The sequence below is a fragment of the Paenibacillus sp. sgz302148 genome, from assembly GCF_056120465.1.
In genome coordinates this window covers 265,072-278,024 of sequence record NZ_JBVYOJ010000001.1, presented here as the reverse complement: position 1 = coordinate 278,024, position 12,953 = coordinate 265,072, and the positions used below count along the sequence as shown (strand labels likewise).

Sequence of the window (12,953 nt, the reverse complement as noted above, 5' to 3'; positions counted from 1 at the left end):
TTCCAACAATACGAGGGTGGGCCAACGCCCACCCTCGTATCCTTTGAAAGGATAATGATCGATCATGAGAATCATGAGACGTTACATACTGGCCGCATTCGTTATACTGTTATTTGCAACAAGTTTCAAATTATCCTACGCAGAGGATATATATCCTTTGGAGGATGGCGAAAAGCTAGTTGAAGAAAGAATAATAGATGAAACACATACGGAAATATTTACTCAGTTGCAAGGCGATTATTATATCAAGAAGCTTGAAAGAAACAACGGCCAATGGACAATCGTCGCATCGGGGATCATTCGTCCCAAGTGGACAGGGCTGCAAGAAAGCGCAAGTCCAAAGCGCGGCGACAGGGAGTTGGCCCAATCCATCGAAACGGAGTTAAGACGTTATGGGCTGGCGTCCGCATCGTTGCCTCCGGCAGTCGACTTTTCGGATTCGCCATATTTACCCCCTGTCGGAGAACAGTGGGAGAACAGCTGCGTCGGCTGGTCCACCGGATATTACTTGAGAACCTTTCAGCAGGCGAAGGATATCGGCTGGGACGTGAAACATTCAGGCATCGCCATAAACAGTCACGTATTCAGTCCCAACTTTATTTACAACCAGATTAACGGCGGACAAGATAACGGCACGTCGCTTTTGGCTGCTGCTCAGCTATTGCAATCCATGGGCGACGCTACATTAGAGAAATTTCCGTATATACCAGGGGATTATTTAACTAAGCCTAATGCGGATGTCGTGCAAAGCGCCTATCCGCACAGAGTTCGGGATTGGCGATTATTATATTCGGAAATTGATACCGACGATTACATCGTAAGCACGACGAAACAATACTTGAACACCGGGGATCTCGTCGTTGCGGGAAGCAGAGTCGGGTGGAACTTTGTTTATCCTTATATCGATTCCATTGGCAACAGCATCATTACGAACGATAACTCCTATACCGGCAATCATGCATATGTCATCGTCGGGTATGATGATAACTTTGTAAGCTTTGATGGCGTCGGCGCCTTCAAATTAATCAACTCCTGGGGACGAGGCTGGGGGAACGACGGGTATAGCTACATCAGCTATAAAGCCTTCACCAACTATGCAATGGAAGGATATGTTTTTACCGATCTTGTAAATGTTACAGAAGAGCAGCTTCAGTTGGAGGTAAACGATGATGTTACTTTCCATATGAATTTTTCAGGCACAGGCAGATTTGACATCAAAATAAAGGGCGAAAATAACGAGGTCGTTTACGAAGAGAACGATTTACTAGGAAAACAAGGTTTGAATATGTTGACTTGGAACGGGAAAGATCGCGAAGGTAATATGGCCAAAGACGGTTCTTATCAATTAAGCATAATTCCATATAGCAACGGTACACCTAAAGCTTCCTTTGATATCCCATTCTATAAATCCGGGAAAGTAGAACATGCAAGCGGAAGTGCTTATAAGTATGAAAATGTTATTGAATACGTGGACATTCCCCTCACATTGAAATCCGACGGCAAATTGAGTATAAAAGTGATGTATAACCAAACGGAGTATGACATCGTATCAGATGAAGCGGTGAACGCGGGGCAATACAAAGTATTCCGTATAAAGAAAAAGGATTTTGACTTTAACGGTAAAAATTTGGACCAACTTCGATTCGTAATCGGCGTCCGATAATTCTTTCATTATAGAATGTAAAGCGCTCCCCCATAAGGGGGGAGGCGCATGAGCATGTACGATATCGATTCCCGTTATGTCCCTATGACGTAGCTAGCGCAAACTCTACGCTTTTCTCGGCATGAATTCGAGTCGTATCAAAAAGCGGAATGGCGGAGTCCTCCGGCTGGATCAGCAAAGGAATTTCCGTACATCCTAGAATGATCCCCTCAGCACCTTGCGCATGGAGTCTTTCAATGATCTCCAAAAATTTGGCTTTGGATTCCGGCATGCAATTTCCTTTGAACAATTCGTGCAGCAGAACGCCGTGGATCAAATCTCTTTCCTCGTCGCCCGGGATGACGGCTTCAATCCCTTGCCGCTTCAGCCGCTCGCGGTAAAACTCCTGCTCCATCGTATAACGCGTGCCCATCAGCCCCACTTTACGCAGGCCTTGTTGTTTGATTCGGTCTGCGGTTGCGTCGATAATGTGCAGCAGCGGGATTCCGACAGAGGCTTGCACTTCGTCGGCCATTTTGTGCATCGTATTCGTGCAAATGACGATCATGTCCGCTCCGCCGGCTTCCAGCCTTTGGGCCGCATCCACCATCATCCGAGTAGCTTCTTCCCATTCTCCCCGTTCTTGCAGCTTCACGATTTCTTCGAAATCCATCGAATAAAGCATGCATTTCGCCGAGTGCAGCTTGCCTAACTTTTCATTCATGATCCGATTGATATGCCGATAATATTCCGTCGTCGATTCCCAGCTCAAACCGCCGATTAATCCGATCGTTTTCATCGTTTTTTTCATGCTGAACAGCTCCATTTCAATAGTAAGTTCTTTCGACTTTCAATTGACGTTTCTTCTTGGTATCATCTTATTACGAGAAAACTGGTTTCAAAAGAGCCACGACTTCACTATTTGTATAGAACCAGATAAATGAAAGGATCGGACAAGCATGCTGATTACGGTGGATAGAGCTTCGGAGCTTACGTTGACGACACAAGTGTATGAACAAATACGTTCGGCGATTTGGAGCGGGGTTCTGGGGGAAGGGACGAAGCTGCCGTCCTCGAGAGAATTATCCGCGCAAAGCGGCGTCTCCCGCAATGTAATTATGGAAGCATACGATCAACTGCTGACGGAAGGTTATCTGGAAGTTCGGCCTCGGTCAGGCACATTTGTCGCGGAGGGGGCTGCACTTCGTCTTAAACCGGGCGCAGCCGATGAGGGAAGTGGCGGCATTGTTCCCAATCGGCACAAGGAAAAGCCTGTTATCGATTTCCATGCAAGCCGGCCGGCGACGGATTATTTTCCGCGCCATTTGTGGGGGCGGTTGGCGAAGGAAGCATGTTACGAATCGCCGGAGCGATTATTCAGCTATATCGAGCCCGAAGGCGCATTGGAGCTCAGACAGGTGCTGGCTCCGTATTTGCGGCAAGTGAGAGGGGTTCGCTGCCGTCCCGATCAAATCCTCATCACGAGCGGCGCTACGCAAGCGTTGTACCTGATTACGAAACTATTGACCGATTCGGCGTCCTATATCGCAGTGGAAGACCCTGCCGCCAGTGAAATGCGGGCGATATTCACGACCGCGGGAGCCGAGGTTCGTCCCGTTCCGGTGGATGAGAAGGGGATTATTCCCGACCGGCTGTCCTCAACGGAAAAGCCCAGCTTCGTATTCGTTACGCCATCCCACCAGTTTCCACTCGGAGGCACTTTGCCGATTCAAAGACGCATTCAATTGATCGAATACGCAAGAGCGATGGATTGCTACATTGTCGAGGACGATTATGACAGCGAGTTCACGTACGACGGCGTTCCCGTCCATTCCATGCAAGGGCTCGATCCCGACAAAGTGATCTACGTCGGCACGTTCAGCAAAATCCTGTCTCCTTCGTTAAGGATCGGTTATCTTGTTCTCCCGGACGCGCTGTTAGCCCATTTTCGCAGGAACAAATGGTATTTGGACAGGCACACCTCGGTGCTGGAGCAGCTCATATTAGCCCGATTTATTGAAAAGAGACATCTGGAGCGGCACATTCGCCGAATGCGCAAAGTGTACCGCAAACGCAGGGAAGTGCTCATTCAAAGCTTGAAGGAGCATTTTGGAGAAGTCGACATTTTGGGGCTGGCCGCAGGCATGCATCTTGTCGTCCGATTCTCGGGCATTTCGTTTCGGGAGCCGCTGCTTGGGCAATTCAAGGAGCATGGATTGATCGTATATCCCGTGGAGCAATTTGCTCTTGCCCAAAACGATTTTGCGGATAGCGTGGTGCTCGGCTACGGGGGATTGAGCACGGACTTGATCCGGGAAGGCGTTCGCCGCATGAAAACGATAATTGGGTAGCGGTAGAATAATGAACACTTTTCATGAACAGCTACAAAGGGTATAGTATTAATGATCGCAACCAGAATGGAATGGAGAGGAATACGAGAATACATGAAAACCAATTGGATTAAAGCCGGATACGCCGGCGACAAATGGCTGCCCAAAATTACGAAAGAGGATGCCCTGAAGCTTACTCATTTAAATGTAGCATTCGGTCACGTGCGGAGCGATGAAATACATATCGATCATTTAAAGCATCTGGATAGCTTGCAGCAGCTGAAGCAGTACAATCCCGAGCTGCAATTTCTCCTGTCCGTAGGCGGATGGAGTGCCGGAGGTTTCTCCGAAGCGGCTTCCACGGCGGAAGGACGGCGGAAGATGGCGGATTCCGCACTCCGCATCATCGAGGCTCACCCGTTCGACGGGATCGACTTCGACTGGGAATATCCGTGCTATTCGGCAGCGGGCATTCACTCCAGCCCTGATGATAAAACGAACTTCACGCTGCTCATGAAAGAAATGAGGGAAGCGCTGGACCGTAAAGGGGCGCAGGACGGCAAACATTATTTGCTGACGATCGCGGCCGGAGCGGATCAATATTACGTGGACGGAACGGAAATGGACCAGGTGCAGCAATATTTGGACTTCGTCCAGCTTATGACTTACGATATGCGCGGCGGCTTCCAGACGTTGACCGGCCACCATACGAACCTGTTTACGTCAACGGGCGATCTGTTCCGCATCAGCGTCCAGGCGTCGGTACGTATTTTTCACAACGCCGGGGTACCGCTGGACAAAATCGTTATCGGTGCCGCGTTCTACTCCCGCAAATGGGATAACGTGCCTGCACAGAACAACGGGCTGCATCAAATGTCGTCGGGCTCCGGCGGATACGGTCCGGATTACGCGCGCCTTGAGGCCGAGTTCATCGGCAAGAACGGCTACGTTAGGCATTGGGACGAAGAAGCGAAAACACCGTATCTGTTCAACGGCAGCAGCTTCATTACCTATGACGATGCGGAATCTCTAGCCCATAAATGCGAGTTTGTCAAAAAAGAAGGCTTGGCCGGCATTATGTTCTGGGAATACAGCTGCGATACGACCGGCAAGCTGCTTGATGCGATTCACAAAGGCTTGAGCTAACGCTCGGTTCATCGGCTTTATAGAAAAACGCCAGGATTCCGTGATATGGATTCCCGGCGTTTTTTTGTCTCGTCGTAATCCCGTTCTTCCTGTTTACGATTGTCTCGGATAATAAGAGAAGCCGGGATATTTCACGACCGGCTGTTTCTCCTTGCGCAAAGCGTCGAGAAGCTCCGGCCCCACCCGCAGATTGTCCCGGACGAGGTCGCGTGGAGTCAGCGCCATCCATTGGTTTAACGAGACATCGACGAACCGGTCGCTTTTGAACATTTCCAGAAACCAAAGCGATTGCCGTCCGGTATTCTGGATGTAGTGCCCGAATGCAAAAGGAACGTAGCCGACGTCGCCCGCCCGATAATCGAAGGTTCGCGCCGCGCCGTTCCCGGCAAAAACCGTCATTCGCCCTTGCCCAGATAAGTAGTATTGCCACTCGTCATTGTTCGGATGCCAATGCAGCTCCCGCATGGCGCCGGGTTCGATTTCGACCAGCGCGGCCGCGATTGTTTTTGCGATCGGAAAGTTTCTCGAGTCCGCGATGCGTACGGTCCCGCCGGATGTTCGGATCGGAGGCTGCGCCAATAGCCGGTGTTTGAAGCTGAGCGGAACCGGTCCATAGGGGGAGACGACCTCCTGGCTTTCGATTGGTCCGGGAATCGGGTCTTGGAAAATGTACACTTGGTCGGTCGGAATGTTGTCGAAGGCGCCGGCGGGCACGCCGAAATTGGCGGACAGGACGTCTTTGGGCGTGTGCGCAAACCAGTCGGAGATCGATAGCGTGTTCAAGTCGGAGAAGTTGCCGTCGTCGAATACGAGCAGGAACTCGCATCCTTCCGCCAATCCTTGAATGGAATGGGGCAGACCGGCCGGAAAATACCATAGATCCCCTTGCCCGACATCGGCAATAAAGTTGCGCCCATCCTGATCGACGGACGTAATCCGTGCGCTGCCCCACAGCATATACGCCCACTCCGCTTGCTGATGCCAATGCAGCTCGCGCACGCCTCCCGGCGTGAGGCTCATATTGACGCCGGCAAGCGTCGTTGCGATCGGCAAATCCCGAACCGTGATTTCACGGGACCAACCGCCGTGATTCAACTGCATATGCGTGTCGGAGAACGAAAATTTCAAATTCGGCAGCAAGCCGGAATCCGTAACAGGCGGGACGAGCATATCGGGATTTTCCATATCTCTAAGAATGTCGCGCGGACCAAGATCAATGCCGCCCGCACCGTCGCTTTGGATCGGCTGCGGAACTTGCATCCGCTTGCCGTCCCGTTGAGGCGGATATGTCATGGAAGTACCTCCCTCAATTCTTTTATTGTTATATCAAACATATTTTTAATTTTATGAATAACGGCTTGCCTATCATGCATCTAGTATCCGGTTATACGATTCATCAAGTCATATTCGCGGCCTCACAAGGACGGGAATTGGGCTGTATCATGATTTAGTCCATCAACAAAGCCTGTGAACAAACTGAAATCTATGCAGCCGAATCGTTTTGCAGCACATCCGCACAGTCGCTGATGCCCCTTATCGAATAAAATGAGCTTGAGCCAATTCATAAATCATGTTTGTTTGTGAGGTGCAAGCAACGATGGATTCAGGCATTTCAAGCCGCTTGGCGGCAAAGGTTCGCCAGACATTTCCGCTTGCGAACCGAAGATCGCTCAAGGTGACTTCCGGCAGGGCTTTGCGGCTGTTTCGGAAAATCGCGAACAATCGCACCTTTGCCAAGCGAATCGCCAATGGCCAGCGCAGCGACGACCCGCACGATGCTTTGGAGAAGCTGATTCGCCCGCTGTACATCGCCCCCGTTTTCATCACCGGCTATGACGGGTTTCTGGTCAATTTCCAAATGCCATATCCGACAAATGGATTCGGGATATTCCCCAGCGGGAGGAAGAGGCAGAACCCGACGGCGGATCAGATTCGCATCATGGCTGCGGCCATCGTCCCGTTATTCCGCAAAATCAGCTTGAACAGCGCTTATGCCGACCGGATCGTCCGGGCGATCAACGCGGGCAATTCGGCGGTACTGTCGCGAATCGTACGCGAAAGGGTAAAGTCGCCCCGCCTGAGGCAAGTTTTCGTATATCGGGATCAGCCTTCGCCCGAGTTCGAACCCGATATCGGCTTTCAACTCATCTTCAAATTCGGCAACCTGCAGTTTGAATGTACGGTGGCCTGATCGGGCAACAATAACGAAGCCCCCGAAGCCGTATGCTCCGGGGGCCATTGCTATTGTTATCCTAATGCTTTTCCAAATTGCTATCCCTATTGCTTCTCCTATTCCTACTCCTTGACCGCGCCGATCACGATCCCTTTCACGAAATACCGCTGCAGGAACGGATAAACGAGCAGGATCGGTAACGCGCCGATAAAAATTTGCGACGCCTTGATCGTCCGCTGCGACAAGTTGGCGAGCAATTCGGGATCGATCTTCGTCATGTCCGCCTGAACGATGATCGTTTGCATGAAGCTGGCGAGCGGCAGCTTCTCCGCATCCTTCATATAAATCATCCCGTCGAAATACGAATTCCAATGGCCGACCATGATGAACAAGGCGATCGTTGCGATGGCCGGCAGCGACACCGGCAGGTAGATCATGAAAAACGTTCTGAATTGCCCGGCTCCGTCGATAAAAGCGGCTTCCTCCAGCTCCTTCGGCACGGCACGGAAAAAGTTGAGCATCAGAATGATATTGTATACGCCTACCAACCCAGGCAGGATCAGCGCCATCATCGTATTCATCAATCCGAGCTTAAGAATCAGGATATAGCTCGGAATGAGTCCACCGCTGAACAGCATCGTGACGACAAAATACCAGAGATACATATTACGCGCCCTGAAGACGCGAGTATCCTTCGAAAGCGCATAGGCGGCGATTGTGTTGACGAACAAGGCCATTGCGGTTCCCAGAACGGTTCTTTGCACCGAAATCCATAGCGCCGACAGGAAATTAGCGTTGTCGAACGTTTTGGAATAAGCCTCGAATGTAAAGCCGATCGGCCAAAAAGTAACCAGGCCCGCGTTCGCGGGAGCGCTGGAGCTGAGCGATACCATCAGCAGGTGGAGCAGCGGCAGCAGGCACAGAATGGACAAGGCCGCGAGAAATGTATAGTTGAATACTTGGAAGATGCGGTACGGCAGCGTTTTGTGGTACACGTGTTGTCACCCTTTCTAGAAAATCCGGTACCCGGCTAATTTGTAAGCAAGACGGTAAGAGATGACAATCAGAATGAGGCTGATCATCGATTTGAACAGATTGACCGCCGTACCGAAGCTGAACTGACCGCTGAGCAAACCTTCCCGATAGACGAACGTGTCGATAATGTCGCCTTGCTGATAGATGAGCGGATTGTACAAGTTGAACACCTGGTCGAAGTTCGCGTTTAGTACATTGCCGAGTGCCAGTGTCGCCACGACAATCGCAATCGGGATGAGCGATGGAATCGTAATATGCAGCGTTTGCTTCCATCGGCCGGCACCGTCAACCTCGGCTGCTTCGTACAATGCCGGGTTGATGCCGGCAAGCGCAGCGAGGAAGACGATCGTATTGAAGCCGAATTCCTTCCACACATCGCTCACGATAATCGTGAACCGGAACCAATCGCCGTCTCGCAGGAACAATATCGGCTTGATGCCGAACAGATTCGTGATCAGCTGATTGACGATGCCCGTCTGGGCGAGCAAATCGATCAGGATGCCGGACAGAATAACCCAAGATAGAAAGTGAGGCAGGTATACAAGCGTTTGAATCGACTTCTTGAATCCCATATGCCGAACTTCATTGAGCAGCAAGGCAAACGTGATTGGGACGATCAGGTTCATGATGATTTTGGAGCAGGCGAAAAACAACGTGTTCCAAGTAATTTGCAGAAAATATTCATTTTCGAGCATGTAGCGGAAATGCTTCAAGCCGACCCATGGCGAGCCAGTCAAGCCCAGTGAGGCTTTAAAGTCTTGAAAAGCCATTAAAATTCCAGACATAGGAATATATGAGAAAATAAAAACCGAAACAACAGCCGGCAGCACCATCAAATGCAGCATCCACGGCTGTTTGTAACGGCTTTTTTTGTACGCCTGGGTGGCCGTATCGAGGGTCGCCTGCTGTACCGTATTTGTGTCCATAACTCTCTCCCGTTCCAAAAAAATTGTTTTGTGTATCCTCACGATCTCTGCTATATATAGTATCAAGCCTTTCTGCACGTGGACTATATGACAATGTTAGGATCGATATGGTTTTGTTAGGAATCGGGTCTGGGGGAACATGAGATGGTGCTGAGATGGAGCACGAATTATTTCAAAAAGAAGTATGGCGGCCGATTTAGCTTGTTTGCCAAAATGAACGGGTTGATCATCATTTTGTTTATCCCGATCATTATCCTGTACACCTATTCCAACGACGTCGCCTTTAACGTCGTCAGCAAGGAGCTGCAAATGTCGAATGCAAGGCAGCTCGCCTTTTTGTCCAGCCAAATCGATTCGCGAATCGAGCAAATGATGGATTTTACGATCACGTTCTCGAGAGATCCGAACGTTCAGAAATTCAACGGACTGAATCTTTGGCAGGACCGGTACGATCGGATGCAGACCCGGTATGTGGTGCTGGAGAAGATGGCGCTGCAATCCGGGGTGATGAACATTTGGCCTTCCCGGTACGCCGTATATTCGCAGCAGAACAAAGCGGTCATCTCCAACTACAATAAAACGGTCCAATATGACGAAGAGTACTTGAAGCGGAATATGAGCGGCAAGTGGATGTACGGTAACGGCGAGAAGCTGCCGCCCGGGCAGCCGGACTCCTTTTATTGGTTCTACACCGATTCGCTCGGACAGCAGAATACGTTACGCGGAAGCAATCTTGTCGTCGAAGCAAGCTTCGGCCATGAAAATATCCGGAATATGCTGGATGCCTACAAAGCCGGGGGCCAAGGCGATCCGCTGTTCTATCATAAAGGAAATGCGCCGATCTTGAACAGCAACGCTTCGAAAGCGCTATCCGATGAGCTGATTCGTTATTTAAACGGTCAATCGCTAGCGGATACGACCCAGCAAGTCGTCCTGCTGGAGGGCAAAGACTACTTGGTCAGCTCGATCAAATCGCCGCATCTGGGCTGGCATTTGGTTGACGCCGTTCCGCTACAGCATGTGATGGGACCGATTTCGTTCAGCCGCAATCTGTTTTATTTATCGATGGTGCTGTTGTTCGTTGTTGGCATACTGGCATCCGTCTTGCTGTACCGGAACGTGCAGCGCCCGATTCGCAAGCTGATCGGCGGTTTGCAACGCGTTCAGCGGGGGGATTATTCGGTTCGGATTAATGCCAAAGAAAACAACGAGTTTTCGTTTTTGTTCTACCGGTTTAACGATATGTCTCGTCAAATCCAGGATCTGATCGAAAATGTCCTTCACGAAAAAATTCGGGCGCGCGAGGCGACCCTCAAGCAGCTGCAAGCGCAAATCAACCCGCATTTCCTGTACAACTGTCTCGGATATATTATCAATATGGCTCAGATGAAAGACGAGGAAGCGGTCGTATCGATGGCCTATAATTTAAGCGCTTACTACCGGTATACGACAAGAATGGAACGGGAAACGTCCGTCCTTGCCGACGAAATCAAGCTGATCGTCAACTATCTCGAGATCCAGAAGCTGCGCAACGGCCGGATTCACTACGAAATCGATATCCCCGAAGTGATGCTGGGCCAGCATGTTCCGCGATTGCTGCTTCAGCCGATCGTGGAAAATGCCGTCATTCACGGGGTAGCCCAATCGTACGCATCCGGACAAATTCGAATTACCGGCGAAATGTCATTTGGCTTCTGCAAGGTGTATATCGACGACGACGGTCCGGGTTTGACGCCGGATGCGCATGAGGCGCTGAACCGTAAAATGCTCGAGCCGCTTCAGGAGGAGATGGGCTGCGGCCTGTGGAACACGAATCAGCGGCTCGCGCACCTATTCGGAGATCAGTCGTATCTTCACTTCACGAAGTCGCCTTTGGGCGGATTCCGAACGGAAATCGTGTGGGAAGTCCCAGCTACAGCGGCTGGATCCTCTTCTTCCTATGCTCGGGATGCAGCCGGGCAGCCTGTAACGAAAAGCTGAGCTGATAAGGAGATTCCATTTATGCAAATGATCATTGTAGACGACGAGGCACATTGGGTAGACAATTTATCCATGCATAAGCCTTGGCATACGCTCGGCATCGAGCATGTCCACCGGGCGTATTCCGCGCACGAAGCGCTCCAAATCATCGAAACGCATCCGATCGACATCGTCATCTCGGACATTCTGATGCCCGAAATGACGGGGATCGAGCTGATCGAGCGCATTCGGTCCCGCGATCCGAAAATCAAGTGCATCGTTCTATCCGGACATTCCGATTTTGATTACGCGAAGAAGGCGGTTCAGCATCAGGCGGTCGATTATTTGCTGAAGCCGCCGACGGATCCGGAATTGTTCGGCGCCGTCCGGAAGGCGATCGACCAGTTGAACTTGGAGTGGGAGAGAATCAGCTCGCTTGAGCGCACTCAGTTTACGCTAAGGGAGAACTTGCCGCTGCTGCGCGGACAGCTGCTGCTCGACGCGCTGCGGGGTCACCGGATGCCGGCGGACGAATGGGTACGGAAGCTGGACATGTACGGCTTGCCGTTCAACGAAGGCGAGGGGGCCTTGCTGCTCGTCCGGATGGAAGAGGAATTCGGGCAATATAACTACAACGGGCAGCAGCTGATGGAGTATGCCATCATGAACATGGCCGAGGAGATCATCGGCGAATGCATGGAAGTGTGGGGCGTTAAGGAGGAACACGGCTATCTTGCTTTCGTGCTCCAGGACAAAGGAGTCGACTCCAGCGTCGGGAAAGAAATGATGCTGGAGAAGCTCGCGTTGCAGCTCCAATACAAGGTGAAGCAGTTTCTGAAAGGATCGTTGTCGATCGTCATTACGGAATGGTTCCCTTTTCCTGAGCAGCTGCGGGACCGATACCTTAAGGCGATTGCATATTTCCGGCAGATCGTCGGGGACGAGAAGGAATTCGTCATGCGGGTTGGCGTAACTGCCCAGAATCATTCGCAAGCGCCGCTCGATGCGCTCTACATGCCGCCTTCACTTGGCAGCCTGCTTGAAGCGGGGCGTTGGGACACGGCGGAGGAGAAGCTGCTCGCCGTATGTGCCGAGCTGGACGAGCGATGGTCCGAGTCGTGGGAGCACTGCATGGAGACCGGCTTCGTCGTCGCTTCTTCATTCACACATCTGGCGCACCGCAATGGGCAAACGCTGTCGAGCCTTCTTGGGCCGGACGACATGGAGCCGCTTCTGAACGGCGAAGCTTTCGCATCGATCGGCAAGCTGCGGAAATGGTCGCTCGGCGTATTGGCGAGGTTCAAGGAAGGAGCGTCCAACGATGTGAAAGACATCCGTTCGTCGTATGTCGCGAAAATCCAAGAATACGCGGAGAAGCACTTGCACCACGACGTTTCGCTTCGCGCGCTCGCCGACCATGTGAACCTGCATCCGACGCACCTGTCGAAGATCTATAAGATCGAAACCGGGGAAGGGATCAGCGACTATGTGTTTCGGCTTCGGATGGAAAGAGCTTGCCATATGCTGAAGACGACCGAGAAGAAGGTGTACGAAATCAGCCAGGAAATCGGCTATTTGGACCCCGCTTATTTTATCAAAGTGTTCAAGCGCCACTTCGGATTGACGCCGCAGGAATACCGGGACAGCAATTGACGGCCGCCGGCAACTTGCACAACAGAGTCTTATCGAAACTAACAAAATCCTATAGATGCTTTCCCTGATCAGTTGGTAAAGTAACTCAT

10 protein-coding genes are annotated in these 12,953 nt (G+C 51.2%); 6 read left to right on the top strand and 4 right to left on the bottom strand.

Going from position 1 to position 12,953, the window contains the following annotated elements; translation table 11 throughout:
- Positions 1–64: 64 nt before the first annotated feature.
- On the top strand, positions 65–1,663 hold the full coding sequence (locus AC0LWM_RS01385; RefSeq protein WP_474673109.1) for a C1 family peptidase: 1,599 nt from the start codon (positions 65–67) through the stop codon (positions 1,661–1,663).
- A gap of 82 nt (positions 1,664–1,745) precedes the next feature.
- Here the strand turns inward: AC0LWM_RS01385 and AC0LWM_RS01380 are convergent, their stop codons facing one another.
- Positions 1,746–2,453 (bottom strand): aspartate/glutamate racemase family protein, encoded by a 708-nt coding sequence (locus AC0LWM_RS01380; RefSeq protein ID WP_474673108.1) that lies wholly within the window; start codon positions 2,451–2,453, stop codon positions 1,746–1,748.
- Positions 2,454–2,601: 148 nt separating this feature from the next.
- On the opposite strand from AC0LWM_RS01380, the gene pdxR reads away from it, so the two are divergent.
- Together pdxR and AC0LWM_RS01370 are read left to right on the top strand one after the other, a co-directional pair.
- A complete protein-coding gene (pdxR, locus tag AC0LWM_RS01375) occupies positions 2,602–3,993 on the top strand; it encodes a MocR-like pyridoxine biosynthesis transcription factor PdxR (protein WP_474673107.1) in 1,392 nt (463 codons plus the stop codon).
- 93 nt (positions 3,994–4,086) lie between these two features.
- On the top strand, positions 4,087–5,118 hold the full coding sequence (locus tag AC0LWM_RS01370) for a glycoside hydrolase family 18 protein (RefSeq protein WP_474673106.1): 1,032 nt from the start codon (positions 4,087–4,089) through the stop codon (positions 5,116–5,118).
- 93 nt (positions 5,119–5,211) lie between these two features.
- On the opposite strand, the gene AC0LWM_RS01365 is transcribed toward AC0LWM_RS01370, so the two are convergent.
- Positions 5,212–6,411, bottom strand: a complete 1,200-nt coding sequence (locus AC0LWM_RS01365; protein ID WP_474673105.1) for an oxalate decarboxylase family bicupin — start codon at positions 6,409–6,411, stop codon at positions 5,212–5,214.
- 304 nt (positions 6,412–6,715) lie between these two features.
- Here AC0LWM_RS01365 and AC0LWM_RS01360 point away from each other — a divergent pair, with 304 nt between their 5' ends.
- A complete protein-coding gene (locus AC0LWM_RS01360; RefSeq protein WP_474673104.1) occupies positions 6,716–7,309 on the top strand; it encodes a hypothetical protein in 594 nt (197 codons plus the stop codon).
- Positions 7,310–7,413: 104 nt separating this feature from the next.
- On the opposite strand, the gene AC0LWM_RS01355 is transcribed toward AC0LWM_RS01360, so the two are convergent.
- Together AC0LWM_RS01355 and AC0LWM_RS01350 are read right to left on the bottom strand one after the other, a co-directional pair.
- Positions 7,414–8,286, bottom strand: coding sequence for a carbohydrate ABC transporter permease (locus AC0LWM_RS01355; RefSeq protein ID WP_474673103.1), 873 nt, complete (start codon positions 8,284–8,286; stop codon positions 7,414–7,416).
- 15 nt (positions 8,287–8,301) lie between these two features.
- Positions 8,302–9,252 carry an ABC transporter permease gene (locus tag AC0LWM_RS01350; RefSeq protein WP_474673102.1) on the bottom strand — a complete coding sequence of 317 codons (951 nt, stop codon included), beginning with the start codon at positions 9,250–9,252 and terminating at the stop codon, positions 8,302–8,304.
- A gap of 144 nt (positions 9,253–9,396) precedes the next feature.
- On the opposite strand from AC0LWM_RS01350, the gene AC0LWM_RS01345 reads away from it, so the two are divergent.
- Together AC0LWM_RS01345 and AC0LWM_RS01340 are read left to right on the top strand one after the other, a co-directional pair.
- Positions 9,397–11,232 (top strand): sensor histidine kinase, encoded by a 1,836-nt coding sequence (locus AC0LWM_RS01345; protein ID WP_474673101.1) that lies wholly within the window; start codon positions 9,397–9,399, stop codon positions 11,230–11,232.
- 21 nt (positions 11,233–11,253) lie between these two features.
- Positions 11,254–12,864 (top strand): response regulator transcription factor, encoded by a 1,611-nt coding sequence (locus AC0LWM_RS01340; protein ID WP_474673100.1) that lies wholly within the window; start codon positions 11,254–11,256, stop codon positions 12,862–12,864.
- Positions 12,865–12,953: the final 89 nt, after the last annotated feature.

Excerpts from the sequence above, each read along its gene's own strand:
- AC0LWM_RS01385 (WP_474673109.1), top strand. The coding sequence starts at position 65 with ATGAGAATCATGAGACGTTACATACTGGCCGCATTCGTTATACTGTTA.
- AC0LWM_RS01380 (WP_474673108.1), bottom strand. The coding sequence starts at position 2,453 with ATGAAAAAAACGATGAAAACGATCGGATTAATCGGCGGTTTGAGCTGG.
- pdxR (WP_474673107.1), top strand. The coding sequence starts at position 2,602 with ATGCTGATTACGGTGGATAGAGCTTCGGAGCTTACGTTGACGACACAA.
- AC0LWM_RS01370 (WP_474673106.1), top strand. The coding sequence starts at position 4,087 with ATGAAAACCAATTGGATTAAAGCCGGATACGCCGGCGACAAATGGCTG.
- AC0LWM_RS01365 (WP_474673105.1), bottom strand. The coding sequence starts at position 6,411 with ATGACATATCCGCCTCAACGGGACGGCAAGCGGATGCAAGTTCCGCAG.
- AC0LWM_RS01360 (WP_474673104.1), top strand. The coding sequence starts at position 6,716 with ATGGATTCAGGCATTTCAAGCCGCTTGGCGGCAAAGGTTCGCCAGACA.
- AC0LWM_RS01350 (WP_474673102.1), bottom strand. The coding sequence starts at position 9,252 with ATGGACACAAATACGGTACAGCAGGCGACCCTCGATACGGCCACCCAG.
- AC0LWM_RS01345 (WP_474673101.1), top strand. The coding sequence starts at position 9,397 with ATGGTGCTGAGATGGAGCACGAATTATTTCAAAAAGAAGTATGGCGGC.
- AC0LWM_RS01340 (WP_474673100.1), top strand. The coding sequence starts at position 11,254 with ATGCAAATGATCATTGTAGACGACGAGGCACATTGGGTAGACAATTTA.